Consider the following 17,131-nt stretch of genomic DNA (forward strand, 5'->3'; position numbering starts at 1 on the left):
GCGAATCAGCTCTAACTACTGTCAGGAGAGTAGTTAGAGTTGTCTGCTGCTCTGCACAGCAAATCCAATAACAAATTTTCAATCACTGTCTATGTCAGCTCCCAACTTATTAAATGCCGATAGGAAAGAGGCTAAGATGACACACAACTTTTATACACAGTAAAGGGCATTTCCCCAAATTTATACTTCTGATATATAATGATTTTTATAATTGTACACATTGTAAACTATATATAATGTCTAGTATTGGACATAATATAGAGATGCAATTTGGCCCTTTAAATTAAAGTGAAGTAGTATGTTAATAAAGTACACACAAACTCAATTTAACATAACGTAAATTATAGGATGTTTTTATTGCGTCACTGATAGCTTTTTGATGCTAATCACTAATGAAAAAATATTGAATCAAATATAAAAGCAATACATATTTTCAATACTTGTAGTTACTCCTCTTCACAAAGCCATGTAGCGGCCAGCCCTTACTATGCTGGCCACAATGAACAAATTAATTGATACGGTAAACCTCTAAATCATCAAAATGAATCTCACTGTCAACCTGCCAATTTGTTGAATACAGATAAATTTGCAATTGATGCCCTGCGGTTTCTGGCGCTGTAAACTCCATAATTAATGGCGACCAAGTTCTACTTGTTGAGATCTTCTGGGCGATTGATTTTTTAGTCGTCGCATCGTAAATCATAATGCGACTGTTCGCGTCTCCAGACAATACGCGTGTCATCGATTCCAACCTATACGTCGCTCCAGGCTCGTAATCAAATACCTTTTGCGCAACTTGCCAGCCATAAGTTGGCTTATTCTTTACAGTTAACCCTTGTGCACCATTAAATGCACTGCTCGCACTCAAAAACACGGTCTCTGGCGTTGACTGCCAGTGGCGCCATCCTTCTGGTAAAGCATTTTCATAAGTAACATCAAATGATTGATCATAAACTTTATACCCTTTAACAAGTTGCGCAATGGCGCCCATGTAATAGCGTTGGTTTACACCTTGAATGGCATTAAACACCGAGGTTAATTTAGCTTCCGAATCGTGATAAATACTTGGTTTAAATTCAGCTAGTTGCATCCACCACCTTAAAGACGTTAAAGATTCAGAGTCGTAGCATTTATTCACATGCCTACTAAAGTTTGCGCAATGTGAAATCATAAAATCAGCCGTATTAGCAAAGTAGTTCATTTCCTCTTTGCTAAACCCAACTCCTGCATTATAACTGCTTACTACAGCAGCGATATCTAGATTGCCATGGCTAGTATCTTCCGTTCCTGTCCAGTTAAAACCGTCACTTACTGTGTCTTTGTCAGTAAGTACACTCCAATAACTCCATTCATATTTATTAACTGGTAAGCCTGAATTTGGCTGATATTGTCCAAGCGTTAGATTGCTTTTAAAAGCCCCAATCAACTGGTTTGCCATAAATTGGTGATTAGGATCACTACCCTCAATCTGAGCAAGCTCAGCATATGTCCGCTGTAACGCAAGATACTGATTATGAGGTAAGGATTGGCCAGGCTTTCTGCTAGAAGAGTCATTGGCAAACAAATAAACTAGATTACCATTTAATGTACTGTGTAGGTCTTTTTCCCACTTAGGGAATGTATGCTTTATTAAAAAGTCATAATAGCCATCAGCCAAGGAGTTAAAACGTGCATCAAGTCGCCCTGTCCTTGCCAACTTAATAAACTTAGCCATCGGTGCCGTTATCATGCCGTCATGTACGAGATATTCACGCCAAGATCTTACTCGAATATTGTCAAAATGCACTGTGCAATTCTTTTTATAATCCGTTGCGTATAGCCTAATTTGAACGTTATTTGAGGGGGTTGAAGGCGCAATAAATTCCGCCATATGGTTAGTGTAACTATGAGATTCAACGTATGTGTTTAAAAGCAATTTTCTTTCAGTAAAATCATAGACTTGCAACAAACCTTTAACGCCACTATCGCAATTCTCAATTTTTGCATGGAAATTAATTTGATACTTGCCATTAGGATCAAAGTTTTCGTTTGACTTATGAGGGTTCCTCAACGGTGTCTGCAAAACATGCCAACGATTAGTTGCAGGAGCAGTTTTCACCGTAAACCCAGCGCGACTTTTGCCATCAACAACCTTGTCAGCAGTATTTCTAAAAGCAGTTTCTGCTGTCGACTGCCAGCGATGCCAGTGTGCAGGTAACGAGCTGTCCTGAGGATCAACGTCTTCAGCACCAAAATTATCAATTGCGTCAATAGAATATACCCACTCTCCCCAACCTTTATAGCCATCTATGCCCATTCCTGTATCATCTTTAGCAAGGGCAATCGCCATATCAACACGTAATGTGAATATATCTAAGTATTCTGGATTGTTTGTACCCATATACATTTCTAACAAGGCGTCTAAATAGTACGCTTCTGCCCAAGCTAGATTGCTAGACCGGCTAAAACTATTTGGGTATTGAGCCTGATATTGCGCACTAATTAGTTCAAACTTATCAATCCACTCATTTCGAGTGTGTTCTGCATTAGCACTATATGCGCCAAGCAATAAAAGAGACAAGGAAGCATTTTTAATTGCTTTTTTCATAAATCATCCTTTTAAAATTGAGCGTAAATCGCACAGGTATATTACCCGACAATCATTATTTTAGAAGTGTCGACAAGTGTGTACTTTGTAAAAATGCTGAATAATAGAGTGATTATATTGAGTTTTATGAACTAACTTACATGGAGCAGTATGGGAAATTAGTCACTCGATTTAGTATAAATTTCATTACATATATAAAAATAAGACTGGCTTTCACCTGTTTTAATTGTGTAGTTTCTTCAATATACGATAGAGATGCATTGCCATATTACCCCCTCTTTTTTAGGTACACATTTATTTTGTCCCTTTTTATGAGTATATTATCGTTAGTTCACTGCATTTATCATGGCTTTTGCAATAGATTCAATTATGAAATCCAATTAAAATGTTAAATTAAAGTTAAACTTAGGGTTCTATGTATTTGGGCGTTTTTCCCTTTTATAGTTACTAAAAAGTAGACGGACCTAGGGCTAAGTGCATCGGTCAAATATGCATTTCATTTGGATGTTGTCGTTAGATGTTCATTCAGAATGGATAAGTGGATACTGCCAATTGCAGACCCATGCTTAGGTGAATATTTTCTTAGGTATTGAAGTTGTATTTTTATAACTACTTTGGACATTTTATCTTAATAACGATATGGAATTAAAAAACTAAAAAAAGAACATAGTATGGCCCCTCATATTATAAAAATACAAAGATGTGTTTTGAGGATACCCTATGAAGGTTAATTACAAGTTTGTACCTTATATTACTCCTAATTCAGAAATACGCCTATGCTGGAATAAATATGTATCTGAAGGTGTCTCAGCAGGCCAAAAAGTTGCTTATACATAAGATGCAAGATGTCAGGATGGTGCAATGGTTTGGGCTAAGTGGTTCTTAGATAGTAACTTCCTACCTGCAACTGTAATTGATTGTAATAGCGCAGAGCACACTTACAGTATTTATGACTTCCACTTTTAAAAAATTGCGGTGCCTAGTTTAATTACTAGGCACTTTTAACAGTTAACCTGTGATGATCCTCAACATGCGTCTCAATGGTTCCGCAGCACCCCATAATAGCTGATCGCCCACTGTAAATGCGCTGATGTATTTATCGCCCATAGACAGCTTTCTGATCCTGCCAATTGGAATATGTAAAGAACCTGTCACTTTAACCGGAGTTAATTCTTGCTCCGTAACGCTTCTTTCATTTGGAATGACTTTAACCCATTCATTATGCTCATCAAGGATACGCTCAATTTCACTCACTTCGATATCTTCACGTAACTTAATGGTCAATGCTTGTGAGTGACAACGCATTGCACCGATACGCACACATAGACCGTCTACTGGAATTGGCTGCTTAACTGAACCTAAAATCTTATTGGCTTCTACTTCAGCCTTCCACTCTTCTTTACTCTGGCCAGACTCCATAGGTACATCAATCCAAGGGATCAAACTACCTGCTAGTGGTACACCAAACTGATCTTTTGGTAACGCATCATCTTTGAGTTTATCAGCAACAATTTTATCAATTTCCAAAATAGCAGAAGATGGATTCTCAAGCTGCGCACTTACACTACTATGGATAGCACCCATTTGAGTAATAAGCTCTCTCATATTTCTAGCACCGGCGCCTGAAGCAGCTTGATATGTCATAGGGCTAACCCATTCAATCAAATCTTTCTCAAACAGGCCACCGAGTGCAAGCAGCATTAGAGAAACTGTACAGTTACCGCCAACAAACGTCTTAACGCCCTGCTCTAGCCCCTGCTGAATAACATCATTGTTTACCGGGTCAAGTACAATGATACTATCACTAGACATTCTTAACGCTGATGCAGCATCAATCCAGTAACCTTCCCACCCAGCATCTCTCAAGGGTTGATATACTTCTTTTGTATAGTCACCACCTTGGCAAGACACGATAATGTCCATTTCTTTTAAAGTAGGTATGTCATATGCGTTATTGAGCGGTTTTGCTGCACCCGCAAAGTCTGGGCCTAATTGGCCAGACTGAGAGGTAGTAAAAAAATGCGCATTAAGGTGAGCAAAATCACCTTCTTGTTGCATACGCTCCATCAACACTGAGCCAACCATGCCGCGCCAGCCGATAAATCCTACACTATTCATTACATTACCCTTTATTTATTTAAAATTACTCATTGCGTGAGGGGTACGTCTAGACGTCTAACCTATCAAAATTAATCAATCAGCTCTAGTACTTTTTAAGCCAACTAAAAAATAACTCATATCAGCTCATTTTAAATAGCTTAATGACCTTAATGATAATGTAGGTTCTAGGGAGGCAAGTATAACTTCAGGTATAAAAAAACCCCGCAATGCGGGGTTTGGATACAACATGTAAAGGTTGCGTCCAAGCTTGATGCTGCGCATCAAACTAGAACTCTGTTTCGGCATAATGTTTATTTTATGTAAACAAAATACCTGAATGTGGTAAGGATATGCGATAACCTTTTTGTGTTAGCTATTATGAGTCAAATTAGTACTATTTTCAAGTAAAAATCAGTCTTAATATTGATCTAGATTATAAAAAAAATCCAAATCTAATATATGTTTACGCTTACGTAAATGTAATATTTCTCAAGTGAAAGTTATTAATTATAAACAACAATATCTAGCCTCAAGCTTTAGACGTACATAAGTGGTAAATATTTAAAAAAATTAAAATAAATATACTAATATAGATATATTATTATTTTAATAAAATCAAGAATAAAAAAAAGACCACTAAAAAGTGGCCTTTATTCCTATTAAGCGTTATTTAAAACTCAATAGCAAAATCTAAGCTTACTTGTTGCGCTGTTTCTTTAGAGCGGATCAACGCACCATTTTGTTCAACCTCAAAGTCTTGACCAAGCAAATTCTTAACTTTAAAGGTGACTGTCGTGCTGAAGGTCGGATAATAGCTATACACGACATCCAAAGAGTTAATTGGTTGCTCATAAGCATCGTCAAAACCATTGACACCAGCAGCTAAGATACGATCACCAAATACGTTATAAATAACCGAGCCCTGATGATTGCCATCGTGAGAATCATAGTTCAACTGTAAGTTAGCAACGTACTTAGAGTGACCAGTCATGCGACGTTGAAGGTTCGTTAAGTCCCCTCTTGCACTCTCTAGGATTTCAACTTCTGAATCACTTACTGTTAAGTTACCAGAAGTAAAGAACGCACCACCTAAGAAATCAGATGATAATTCCACCAGCCATTCGGCTTCAAGACCGTATACATATGCCGTATCAGCGTTTTCAAACTCTAAAGTAAAACGCCCGTCTCGCTCGTTTAGCTGAGCTTCGATAGGTTTTTCGATATCTTTATAGAAGGCACCAACTGAGAAATTATCACCGCTTTCAAAGTAGAACTCCACACGCACATCAAAGTTATCTAAATTACTTGATTGTAGCGTTGGGTTACCCAGTGTTCTGTAATCTGTGAGTGGGTCTTGATACTGAACAGGTGTTAATTCACGTAGGTCTGGTCTTACAATCGTTTGACCCCAGCCAGCTCTGATTTGATATGTTGGCTGACTATATGTCATAGATAATGAAGCGAAAGTCTCATCTTCCATTACTGAAGCTTGCTGGATTGCTTCACCACTTAATTGTTCGCTTAATAAGGCCGAATCAAATACAGAACGTGAAAATGCAAGTGCTACCTGTCTAAAGTCTTCATACCTTAAACCGCCAGAAAAGCGCCAATCATTCGCATATATGTAGTCAAAACTACCATAATACGCATCTGTTTTTTGTGCTGCTATGTAATCATCGGCAGTTGGCTCCTGGAAAAGAAGCTCTATTTCTGTATTATCAACGCGCTCGTCATCTCGGAAAATACTACCGATACCCAATGCCTCGTTTGCATTAGTAGCTAAAACGATATTTTCTGTTGGGCCAAAGCGATATTTGAAGAAATCCGTTTTATATTCACGGGTTTTATCTACAAAATATGCGCCGCCTTTAAGCTCAACTTCAGAAGAGTCAAAATAGAATGCTTTTGACAGATTCCAACCGTAGTTTTCAACCTTATCTTCCATATCTACAAAACGATATAGGAAGGGATCACCACCTAATGGGCCGCTCGTATACGTATTTGTGTAAACACCATCTGTATAACGATCCCTGGCAGTGATTTCAAGTTCACTTGGAATATCAGTCGTTGCAGTTGAGTCCGTATACTGCCAATCGAATCCTACGCCTTTGACAAAGTCATATTCGATATTATGCGTACCACGGAATTGGATCACTTCTAACTCACGTTGCTCGAACGAGGTTAAGTTTTTACGTTGTATTTCGCCACTTTCAATACTTAATGACTTTGAAGGCTCTTGATAAAGAGAAACTGACGCCTCATCTTCTGTATCTCTGAGCATCATATAAGACGCATTTAAGTCATGACCATCAAGTTTATAACCCAGGTTAAGGGATGTATTTAACTTAACGTTTTTCTTAGTTGATTCTTTGTCGGTTCTCGCAGAGTAACACTCTAGTTCAGACTTACCACAATCTTCCGGTTTTACATCAACGGACGACAGAACCGCTGAGTATCCTTTACTATGAGACCACTCATGATCATAAGCCGCGGAGAATAAGAACCCAAGTGCGCCACCAAATCCAAAAACGTCATCAAACTTGTCACCATAAACGAGCTTTGCGCCAAAATCCGGGTCCAAGTCTTTTTCAACCATACCAAAATCGCGGTGCAGTGATTTAGTTAAAGACTTGTTGATATCGATCGCTTCGTTTTGAGAAACGGCCTCACCACGCTCTTTTGATTCAATATCACGAATATTTAAAACTGAAATGTCCGAAATACCGTTGATATATTTGTTAAGCGCCGCATTCATTGTGCTTGGCATTGCGCGTAGTCCGTCGTCTTCGCCTAACCAATCGTCATCGCTGCCGTTATATACAAAACCAGTGCTGTTCGTATCTTTGTGCGTTAAACCAACTTCTAGCTTTATTATGCGATCGTTCGGGATGCTCTTAGTACGAATATTTACATCACCACCACCAAACGCTGCTGGCATATTAGGTGAATAAGCCTTTTGAACAGCCAATGACTCAATAATGCTGGATGGGAAGATATCCAATGGGATAACGTTACGTGTTAAATCTGGACTCGGTACTTGCGCACCGTTTAGACGAACACTAGAGTAACGCTCACCAAGGCCTCGGACATAAATAAATTTGTCATTTACCAGACTCAGACCTGTAACACGGCGTAGTGCTGATGCTGCGTCACTGTCACCTGTACGAGAGATTTGCTCAGCGCCCATGATATCAGCAACAAAGGCTTGGTTCTTACGCTCTTCAATGACAGCACTTGCACTGCCCTTTAAGCGGCTTCCTACCGCGACAACTTCTTCAATTTCTTGTGCAGTCTCTTGCGCCATAACCTGTGCAGACAAAGGACTTAAAAGAGAAAGCAAAGAAATCGTTATCAAATTTGTTTTAAACACTTTGATTGGTTTCATTTGTAATTCCTCTAAACCAAAATTTCGATTCACAAAGGGCGCATTAAAGCGCCCTTCAATTTTTTCTTTTATGGCTTAGATTATTTTGTACGTTCGATTGACTGTGCTACGAATTTTGCCCAGTTTGTGTCCGTCTCGTCTTCACCTAATGCACCAACATATGTTACGTCAGTAAAGAATGAATTCTGGTCGCTAAGCTTTGATGACTCAACGCTTACATTGTTACCATCTTTATCTTTGATAGTACCGTTAGTAGTCGCTAAATCTGCACCAAGTACGTTTTCAAATGCGCTGAAACCAACTAGTTGGTTACCATCTTCTGTGAACCACTGTTCGATATCAAAATCAGCCAAATCTCCGTCTAACACGATATTTTCAGGTTCAAAGTTATATGCACAAGCAAAAATTGAGTTGTGGAACTTAATGTCACCAGCTTTTGCATTTGCATGAACGCCTACCGGACCAGAACCTTCATTTTTGTCATACAGGTCAAAACATGCAGAACCTGCTTCAGTACCTTTACTTACGAACAACATGTTATGAAGTTGAGCTTTACCCCACTCTTTCATCTCCATGCCAGCACCGTGACCACGTGGACCTTTAATACCGTTGCTTACTACTGTCGCATTAGCAATTGTTGGGTTAGAAACCGTTGTTGCTCTGTCTGCGCCAGCATCAGTCGTCGGGTCTTTTTTGCCACCATCCGTTTCAAAACCATGGTTACCTTGGTTAAGCGTTTGAACTAGGATGAACTGACCGTTACCTTTCCAACCTGTATCCCAGTCAATACCGTCATCAGCAGTGTCTGTTACAACAATATGCTTGATGTTAACTTGGCCACCAAATAGCTCAATACCATCGTCGTAACCTTGGTGGATGTGGATATATTCAACTGTAGTACCTGAACCAACCGCATTTAATGTAATAGAGTTAAGCTCATCACCCTCTACACCGTTACCTGCAAATTTAACAACAACATGCTCTAATGAACCACTGTTGTCAGCATCGTTGTTACCACCGTAATAAGACACTACGCCTTCAGCAGGTACATTACACATGCCTGATTCAGCTTCAGTTTTAGTACACTCTACGGTTGTCGCTAAACCATTAATCTGGATACCACCCCAGTCCTGCATTGCAGGTACTGTTGATGCATCACCGTCGATTTCTTTGATAGAGGTGAATGTAATTGGCTTGTCAAGCTCACCAACCGCATGGATTTTAGAACCTCGGCCAATACGCACAAAGCTATCAGCTTTAGTAAATGCAATCGTCGCACCTGCTTCAATTGTCAGAATTGGACCATCAAGGTCAATTGTGCCGCCTTTAGAAGTATCAACATCATCACCGATGAAAAGTGCACCTTCAAAAATGTGCGAGCCGCCATTTGGTAATGCTTCTAGTAAGAATGAAGATGAGATGCTCTTGCCACGGCTAGCGAATGACTGCGGGTATTTACAATTAATACCTTCTACGTCACCTTCAAACGTAGAACCACCAATTGTGTAACTTGCACATGTAGGTCCTACAACTTTATCACCGTCGTTATCATCACCACCGCCATTATTATCACCACCAGTGCCTGTATCTGGAATAACGACCGGATTTTCAACTGAGTTGTCTACATGATTGTCGTTATTTGTAGGTGTGATATTGATGTCGCCGCCACCGCAACCAGCTAGTACAAGAGCAGAAGAAATTAAGCTTACTTTAAATAAACCAGAAAGGTTCATGTTGGTCTCCAAAGATATAATTGTTATAACCGTATTTATTTAATAGAGTTAGAATAGGTATTACGTGTTACAAATGGGTGACAGATTTTATAACTTAAGATGACAAGGATAATTTTATTTAAAATAAAAAAGCCACCCGAAGGCGGCTTTGGTGTTGCGAATAATTATTATACTTTACATTAAGGATTCTTTTAAACTCTGCTTATGAAGCTTTTCATTTTTTACGTATTTAATCCATTGACGCGCTAACACTGCTGATTTTTTATGCTTTTCCGCTTGTTCAAATGCCAGTATAGATGCGTCGAAATTTTCTAAATTATACTGCGCCATACCAAGCGCAACATACGCATTTGACTCAAAGGTCAACCCACCTTTTTCAAGCGCAGCCCTTGCGGCGTCTGCTGCTTCGTCAAAATGCTCTAGATTAATATATACTTCCGCTAGTCGCTGCTGAAATTTACCATGAGACACCAGCTCATCAGCAGATTTGAAAAACTCGATTGATTTTTTCTCATCACGCGCTTGTACGTAGGCTTCGGCAATAAAAGATAAGTTCTTTTCGGTATTTTCGATTACCTTATTCTTTATACCTTCTTGCAAAGTCTGCGCAGCTTTAAATGGCAAACCATTGTATAAATAAACTTGAGAAAGCTGTAGTACTTCAGATTTGGTTTTAATAAACCCACGCTGTTTAGCCGTTTCTAAAATAGCAAGCTGCTTTTCTTCAGCTCCAACTTCACTATACATACCTCCAAGTTGGATCCAATACTGCGGCTTATCAAAAAGCTTAACCATCTTTTCTAACGTGTTTACCACATCCGTAGGTTGATTTAACGAATAGTATAAAGCACGTTGAAGTACCAACCAGTTCTCTTTTGGTGCTTCATTTTTAGATTCAGCGAGTGCAATCGCAGTATTAATATTTTCAAGAGCCGCTTTATACGATTTATTCTGATATAAAGCTTGGGCCTTCAATGTATAATAGTTTTCTTTTACTGGCTGAGTATTTAATGCTTTCCAATCATCTAAATACGAGACTGTTTTTGCATAATCGCCATTGGCCATGGCAAGTTGCGCTAAACTGAACGTCGTGGATAACTTTAATGACTCTGGAATTGCCTCTTCAGCCACTACGAGTTCAAAAGATTCAATCGCTTTATCTAGCTGGTTTTCGTTGTAATAAATAAAACCATAAAAGTTGTGCATCATAGCAACTTCATAGGAGTTCATACTCGATGAACGCGCTTTAATTGAATCTAAAACCTCTAGGCCTTCTTGCACATTACCATCATCTGCAAGCTTCTGCGCCCTAGCAAGTTGGCTATATACCTTTTCTCTGAGCGCCGGGACACGTTTTGTTTTAGTCGCAGCATACGCACTCGAAAGTGACACTTCAGGCACTAAAGACACCAAACTAATAGACGCGTTAATGGCTAGAGCCGTCGCGCTAAGAACCAGTATATTTTTGATTAATGTCATAATACAAACTCCTAACTCTACCCATTAATTTGGAAGGTGATTTTGTTTTGTACACCGCCAACTTCAACGGCTTCACCGTTAACAACACGCGGCTTGTACTTAAACTTGAGGGCAGCATCCATTGCGGCACGGTTGAAAATATTTTCAGGCTCAGCTTGTACAACCACAGGATCTCGTACTGTGCCTTGCTTAGTGACCACAAACTCAACGATAACAAACCCTTCAATTCCTCTTGAAAGTGCACGTCTTGGATATACTGGCGCCACTTTTACAATTGGTAAGTACTCTCCGTCACTGGACTCAAGTGCTAATCCCCCTGCTAAATCTACATCAGCATCTACATTTGCAGAGAAATCAAAATTTGCCCCCGCTGCATCTAGATTATTCGCCTGCATTTGTGGCGCCTCCATAGGGGGAGGCGGCTCTTTAGGCGTTGGTGGCTTTTCAGGCTTGCGCTCTTTCTTTTCAATCGTTTCTTCTTTTTTCAATCTAACAAAGTCAAGGACGTTGCCTTTGACAGGCTCAGTGGCAGTGCCTTGACCGCCATTGATCAAAGCCTGCATACCGAGAAACAAGAAGAATGTAACGACACCCGCAACTAATAATGCAATTATGTAACGCATTTTCTTCCCTTAGGACTCTTGTGCAGCAATAGATACATCAAACGCACCTGCCGCTCTTGACGCGTCCATTACCTTAATTAGTATTTCAGTCGTTGCCTTTTTATCGGCTTGAATGACAACACTGCCCTGCGGGTTTTCTGCTTTTAAACGCTCGATATTTGCTTGAACAGCTCGAATATCGATTTGACGTTTATTAATCCAGATTTCCCCTTTGTCTGAAATCGCAACCAGAATATTGGCACGTTGCTTTTTCACGGCTGTTGCAGCTTCTGGTCGGTTAACATCTATCCCTGCTTCTTTAACGAATGAAGCAGTCACAATGAAGAAGATAAGCATGATGAATACAACATCCAACATCGGCGTCATGTTAATTTCTTCGGTTTCTTCTTCTTGGAAAACTTTTGCTAGAGGGGCTCTCATTTTTATACCTCAAATTCTTTAGTGATCTAACAGCAATTTATCTTCTAAAAGCTCAACTTCTCGTTTCGCTTTACGCTGTAAATAGGTAGAAGCGAATACTCCTGACAATGCCGCTACCATTCCGGCCATTGTCGGTATGGTCGCCTTTGATACGCCTGCTGCCATTGAACGTGCGCTGCCTGAACCTGTAATTGCCATGACGTTAAATACTTCAATCATGCCTGTAACCGTGCCGAGTAGGCCGAGTAAAGGACAAAGCGCTACCATCACATTAATAAATGGTAAGTTACTGTTTAGCGCAATACCTGCTTTAGAAATCATGGCTTGGCGGATTTGCTCTGCATTCCAGCTGTTTCTTTCAGCTCTATCTTGCCAAGTTTTTACCGTCTGCTTTTTATAGCCTCTGTACTTACCAAAAAAGTACATAAAACGCTCCAGGATAAGTAACCACATAGCAAAGGTGACTACTGCGATGACCAGGAGAACCTGGCCACCCGTATCAAGGAACTCTTGTAGTGCGGTGATAGCATCTACTAGTAGCACCATGATTACGCTCCCTTTTCACTTCGCTCTGCGATAATGCCTGCGCTTTGCTCTTGAAGGATAAGAAGCAGGTTACGTGAACGTGTATTCAATACCGTATATAAGAATACCGTTGGGATAGCGACGACAAGGCCAAGTACCGTAGTTACAAGTGCTGTCGAAATACCACCTGCCATGAGTTTAGGGTCACCCGTACCAAACAAAGTAATTGCTTGGAAGGTATTGATCATACCGGTCACTGTACCAAGTAGACCCAGTAATGGCGCGACCACTGAGATGATCTTAATTAACGTTAAGTTACGTGTAATTTTTGGCATTTCGCGTAGAATTGCTTCGCTTAATTTAAGCTCTAACGTGTCATAGGCAACATCAGGATATTGATCTTTGACTTTCATTACACGACCAAGCGGATTGTCATCCTTTGCCACATCTGATTTAAGCTGACGTTTGATCTTAGCGCCTACTAACATAAGAGATGCAAAGCGCTCAAGTGCGATTAAGAGTGCAAGTGCACCGACAGCTAAAATAACGTAGCCAACAACACCGCCTTGCTCTACTTGCTCTTTTCTATTTGGTGCTTGAACTAATAGCCCTAAGATTGAACCGCCCGTTGGGTCTAACGCAAAGTCGACATTACCTGAGCTTGTACCTTGTAAATCTGCCGCGCTCTGTTGGAAGCGAGAGACAGGCTGACGAGTCAGTTCTGAGATTGTGTTTGTTTCTGGGTTAAAAGTTAGGTACTTGCCATCTGCGATAAGGTTAAAAGCACCAACACGCATAACTTCTTTATTAACTTTCTCGCCACCAGCAACAATGACATCAGTATTATAGCGGGTAACCTTACCCTGCTCTGTCATTTCGCGTTGAAGCTCAAACCATACTTTTTCGATGTCTTCTATCGACGCAAGCTTGGATGTAGAGCCCATTTTTTTGGCCATTTCATCCATCACATCACTGCGGTTTTGAATTTCAGCAGAGACAACTGACGTTCTGAATTTAGAACTTGCATCACCTGACGCTTGCTGTAAAACACCGAATAGCTCTTTTAAAGAGCCCATGCGCTTAGATAACGTATCGCTTAGGTTACCTAGTTTAATTTCATTTTCTTCAAACTGGGTTTCCATGCGCTCAGAGCGATTTAGCTGATTGTTACGATCTGATACAAGTGCGTTCAACATTCTCACTTGCTGATCTTCACGCGATTTAAACTCAGCTTCACGCTGTTTATTTTGCTGAGTCTGCGCAGCTTGACCTGATTCTAACGTTTTAAGTAGCGCATCTAAATCCATCGCTTCATTTGCAAATGCAGATGCACTTAACGCCATTGAAGATACAAGTAATGCTTTGCGACTGAATGATTTTAAAAAGCTCATTAGTTATACCTCTTATTGAGCAGCTTGGACTGGCAGTGTTAACATATCAGGGGCAAGTTGCTTGCGAGCAATGCGAACGCCCTTATTGATTTGGCTAATGTTGGTGTTAGGTAGAGCGACAAATTGCTTTGACTCTTTATTCCAACTGCCAGCTTTTGCAGCGTCTTTAGTGACATACAGCAGCTCTAGACGACCTATACGCAGCATGTCTACTTCGCGCTCTTGTCCATCAATAGTAATAAGTGTTGAATAAGCTTCAATTGTGCGACCGTATTCAACTTCAACTTGATACGCTTCTAACACGCGACGGAATTTTTCACTTGAAGTGATGTCGGCTCTGTCCATCATTGATTTAAGCGTCGCTATACGATTTGCGCGCTCTTCTGATAAGAAAGGCACATCTAACGCGACAAATTGCTCAAGACCTGCAATCATTCGCAGCATCAATGGCGTGATCTGGCGCTCAATAACAGAGACCTGATCCATTGACGCATTTATGGCTGCCATTTCCTCAAGCTGATTATTAATTTGCTTTTCTAGTTGGCTGTTATAAACAACAAGACCTTCAATTTCCTTATTAAGCGTTCTAAATTGCTGCAGACGAGACTGCATATTATCTGAAATCGCATCGATTTTATTTTGAGAAGTTAGCGCTGATTTATTAATGGCAGAGCTAGAGTCTATTACTTGATTGAGATCATTTGCCTGCGCACTGCTTGCTACTGCAAACGCGCCCGCTAAAAGCAATTGGTTAACGCACTTCATCTCACACACCTTTTATAATATTTGCTTGTTCCAATTTTGAAGTGTGTGCAGTTTAAATATGAAAAATGACAACCGTGTTGCGCAATTAATACATTACTGTGACAGGTGTAATATAAGCTTAAAGAAGGGATTTATACTAATTAATTCAATATTAAAAAGGGCTGCATTATGCAGCCCTTTAATTGTTATACCTTAAATTTATTCATCATGTGTTCTAATTCATCAAATTGCAATTTTAAGGTTTTGCATTCATCCAACGTTTGTTGCAAGCTTGCGCTCCCTTGAACACATAAATCGCTAATGCCGTGAATGTCCCCATCTAAGGACTGTATTACGGTGTTTTGCTCTTGTGTTGCATTTGCTACCGCGTGGTTCATACCATCGATTGATTCTATCGCGTGAGATACTTCTTGCATTTTGGTACCCGCAGACTGTGCCTGCTCTGCACTTGCACTAGAGTCTTCAATACTGAGTTTCATCACTGCTACCGCCGAGGCAGAGCCTTGCTGCAATTCACCAATCGTATTTTCAATCTCTTGCGTCGACTCCTGAGTACGCTGTGCAAGTTGTCTTACTTCGTCTGCAACAACCGCAAAGCCGCGACCCGCCTCACCGGCACGTGCAGCTTCTATCGCCGCATTAAGTGCAAGTAAGTTTGTCTGCTCACTCACCCCTTTAATCACTTCCAATACCTGACCGATACTTGCGGTCAGTCTATCAAGTCCGTCGATGGTTGACTGAGCTTCTTGCATTTTAGAGCTCAGAGCACCAATTTCTTCAATATTTGAATTTAACGCTGATTGACTTTGATCAGATAAATTATTGGCACCCGTTGCTAATTCCGATGCATGCTTGGCATTATTCGAAATTTCAATCGCACTTGAAGACAGCTCGTTAATAGCAGTAGCAACATTGTCCGTACGCTTTGTTTGCTCAGTATAAATATCAAGCGCTTCTTGGGTTTGCTTTTGCAACCCTTCCATCACATTTTCAAGTGCATCTGTGGTGCTCTTAACTTTAGAAATACTTTGGTGGATCTTCTCGACAAACAAATTGAAATAATTAGAAAGCTCACCGAACTCATCGTTATTCTCAACGACAAGACGTCTAGTTAAGTCACCTTCACCTTGCGCAATATCTTTTATCGCTTCGTTTAGGTGCGTCATTGGTCTCATTAGGTACTTAAGTAGCAATTGCATCATCACAACAATAACCACTACACCCAACAACATATAGATCAAGGCCATATTTCTGAACGAAGAAATAGAGGAATACGCTATCTCTTTGTCGATCACCACGCCTAAAAACCAATCTACGTTTTTAATGCCATGCATTTTGACAAAAGACACTAGCTTTTCTTTTCCATCAATCTCAAGCTCTACAAACTCTTGTTGTAAATTAAGTTGCTGACCGAACAGTTGACGCATGTTTTTATCATTCATTTGCGTATTAGGGTGGCTTAATATACGTCCTTCACCGTCGAGTAAAAAGCCATAACCAAAACCCAGGAAATCTATTTCATTGATAATTTCTGTGATGGTTGCCATATCAATGTCACCGCCCGCAGCACCAGACAACACACCATTACTGTATACAGGCACAACCGCAGTAATTGTCAGCTCATTAGTTGTTGCATCTGTATAAGGTGTTGTAAAAGCCGTATCACGCTTTTGCATCGCGAGTTGATACCAAGGGCGAGTTGTGGCATCAAAATCGCTTGGTAACACAATAGACGCGTCATTCAAGACGAATTGACCATCGGGTGTACCAATAAAAGTATTTTTAAAGTGACCTGCTGCGGCAGCTGTTTGCAATCTCCGGCGGACATCTTCGTTACTATCAGATTTTAAATGGCCATTTGCCACAGCCTGAACGATGTCTAAACGGTCATTTAGCCAATTAGCAATATTTTGTGACACAGATTGAGAAATTTCTTGTAATACAAGTGTTAACTGGTCTTGTGTTTGAGAACGCATCAAGACAAAGTTATTCACTGTAAATAGACTTAAAACGATAACAAGTACGACCGAGGCCGCAAGTGTGATTTTGGTGGTAAATTTAAAGGCGCTAAACATGCAGATCCTGTTGTTGTTCTTATCTACTACTAAGTAGGTTGTATCAAA

At 40.2% G+C, this 17,131-nt stretch carries 11 protein-coding genes; all 11 read right to left on the reverse strand.

Going from position 1 to position 17,131, the window contains the following annotated elements; all coding sequences use genetic code 11:
• Nucleotides 1-508: 508 nt before the first annotated feature.
• The 11 genes from AC2CZC_RS23765 to AC2CZC_RS23815 all read right to left on the reverse strand — a co-directional run bounded on the left by AC2CZC_RS23765 (nucleotide 509) and on the right by AC2CZC_RS23815 (nucleotide 17,083).
• The gene (locus AC2CZC_RS23765; RefSeq protein WP_484585729.1) at nucleotides 509-2,587 is read right to left on the reverse strand and encodes a hypothetical protein; all 2,079 of its coding nucleotides are present in this window, start codon (nucleotides 2,585-2,587) and stop codon (nucleotides 509-511) included.
• 1,008 nt (nucleotides 2,588-3,595) lie between these two features.
• On the reverse strand, nucleotides 3,596-4,705 hold the full coding sequence (gene asd, locus AC2CZC_RS23770) for an aspartate-semialdehyde dehydrogenase (RefSeq protein ID WP_484585730.1): 1,110 nt from the start codon (nucleotides 4,703-4,705) through the stop codon (nucleotides 3,596-3,598).
• Between the two features lie 652 nt (nucleotides 4,706-5,357).
• Complete coding sequence (locus tag AC2CZC_RS23775) at nucleotides 5,358-8,072, reverse strand: TonB-dependent receptor plug domain-containing protein (protein ID WP_484585731.1); 2,715 nt, start codon at nucleotides 8,070-8,072, stop codon at nucleotides 5,358-5,360.
• An 80-nt stretch (nucleotides 8,073-8,152) separates the two neighbouring features.
• Nucleotides 8,153-9,805, reverse strand: coding sequence for a hypothetical protein (locus AC2CZC_RS23780; protein WP_484585732.1), 1,653 nt, complete (start codon nucleotides 9,803-9,805; stop codon nucleotides 8,153-8,155).
• 174 nt (nucleotides 9,806-9,979) lie between these two features.
• On the reverse strand, nucleotides 9,980-11,284 hold the full coding sequence (locus AC2CZC_RS23785) for a tetratricopeptide repeat protein (RefSeq protein ID WP_484585733.1): 1,305 nt from the start codon (nucleotides 11,282-11,284) through the stop codon (nucleotides 9,980-9,982).
• Nucleotides 11,285-11,301: 17 nt separating this feature from the next.
• The gene (locus AC2CZC_RS23790) at nucleotides 11,302-11,907 is read right to left on the reverse strand and encodes an energy transducer TonB (RefSeq protein ID WP_484585734.1); all 606 of its coding nucleotides are present in this window, start codon (nucleotides 11,905-11,907) and stop codon (nucleotides 11,302-11,304) included.
• Between the two features lie 9 nt (nucleotides 11,908-11,916).
• Entirely contained in the window at nucleotides 11,917-12,327 is a 411-nt protein-coding gene (locus tag AC2CZC_RS23795; RefSeq protein WP_039610430.1) for an ExbD/TolR family protein, read from the reverse strand.
• Between the two features lie 18 nt (nucleotides 12,328-12,345).
• Nucleotides 12,346-12,873 carry a MotA/TolQ/ExbB proton channel family protein gene (locus tag AC2CZC_RS23800; RefSeq protein ID WP_063361693.1) on the reverse strand — a complete coding sequence of 176 codons (528 nt, stop codon included), beginning with the start codon at nucleotides 12,871-12,873 and terminating at the stop codon, nucleotides 12,346-12,348.
• A 2-nt stretch (nucleotides 12,874-12,875) separates the two neighbouring features.
• On the reverse strand, nucleotides 12,876-14,195 hold the full coding sequence (locus tag AC2CZC_RS23805) for a MotA/TolQ/ExbB proton channel family protein (RefSeq protein WP_484585771.1): 1,320 nt from the start codon (nucleotides 14,193-14,195) through the stop codon (nucleotides 12,876-12,878).
• A 60-nt stretch (nucleotides 14,196-14,255) separates the two neighbouring features.
• Nucleotides 14,256-15,008, reverse strand: a complete 753-nt coding sequence (locus tag AC2CZC_RS23810) for a DUF3450 domain-containing protein (protein WP_063361691.1) — start codon at nucleotides 15,006-15,008, stop codon at nucleotides 14,256-14,258.
• A 185-nt stretch (nucleotides 15,009-15,193) separates the two neighbouring features.
• The gene (locus tag AC2CZC_RS23815) at nucleotides 15,194-17,083 is read right to left on the reverse strand and encodes a methyl-accepting chemotaxis protein (protein WP_484585735.1); all 1,890 of its coding nucleotides are present in this window, start codon (nucleotides 17,081-17,083) and stop codon (nucleotides 15,194-15,196) included.
• Nucleotides 17,084-17,131: the final 48 nt, after the last annotated feature.

This window comes from Pseudoalteromonas sp. MMG033, assembly GCF_057197785.1.

Bases quoted from the DNA above. Each gene is read 5' to 3' on its own strand.
- AC2CZC_RS23765 (WP_484585729.1), bottom strand. From the start codon at position 2,587: ATGAAAAAAGCAATTAAAAATGCTTCCTTGTCTCTTTTATTGCTTGGC.
- asd (WP_484585730.1), bottom strand. From the start codon at position 4,705: ATGAATAGTGTAGGATTTATCGGCTGGCGCGGCATGGTTGGCTCAGTG.
- AC2CZC_RS23775 (WP_484585731.1), bottom strand. From the start codon at position 8,072: ATGAAACCAATCAAAGTGTTTAAAACAAATTTGATAACGATTTCTTTG.
- AC2CZC_RS23780 (WP_484585732.1), bottom strand. From the start codon at position 9,805: ATGAACCTTTCTGGTTTATTTAAAGTAAGCTTAATTTCTTCTGCTCTT.
- AC2CZC_RS23785 (WP_484585733.1), bottom strand. From the start codon at position 11,284: ATGACATTAATCAAAAATATACTGGTTCTTAGCGCGACGGCTCTAGCC.
- AC2CZC_RS23790 (WP_484585734.1), bottom strand. From the start codon at position 11,907: ATGCGTTACATAATTGCATTATTAGTTGCGGGTGTCGTTACATTCTTC.
- AC2CZC_RS23795 (WP_039610430.1), bottom strand. From the start codon at position 12,327: ATGAGAGCCCCTCTAGCAAAAGTTTTCCAAGAAGAAGAAACCGAAGAA.
- AC2CZC_RS23800 (WP_063361693.1), bottom strand. From the start codon at position 12,873: ATGGTGCTACTAGTAGATGCTATCACCGCACTACAAGAGTTCCTTGAT.
- AC2CZC_RS23805 (WP_484585771.1), bottom strand. From the start codon at position 14,195: ATGGCGTTAAGTGCATCTGCATTTGCAAATGAAGCGATGGATTTAGAT.
- AC2CZC_RS23810 (WP_063361691.1), bottom strand. From the start codon at position 15,008: ATGAAGTGCGTTAACCAATTGCTTTTAGCGGGCGCGTTTGCAGTAGCA.
- AC2CZC_RS23815 (WP_484585735.1), bottom strand. From the start codon at position 17,083: ATGTTTAGCGCCTTTAAATTTACCACCAAAATCACACTTGCGGCCTCG.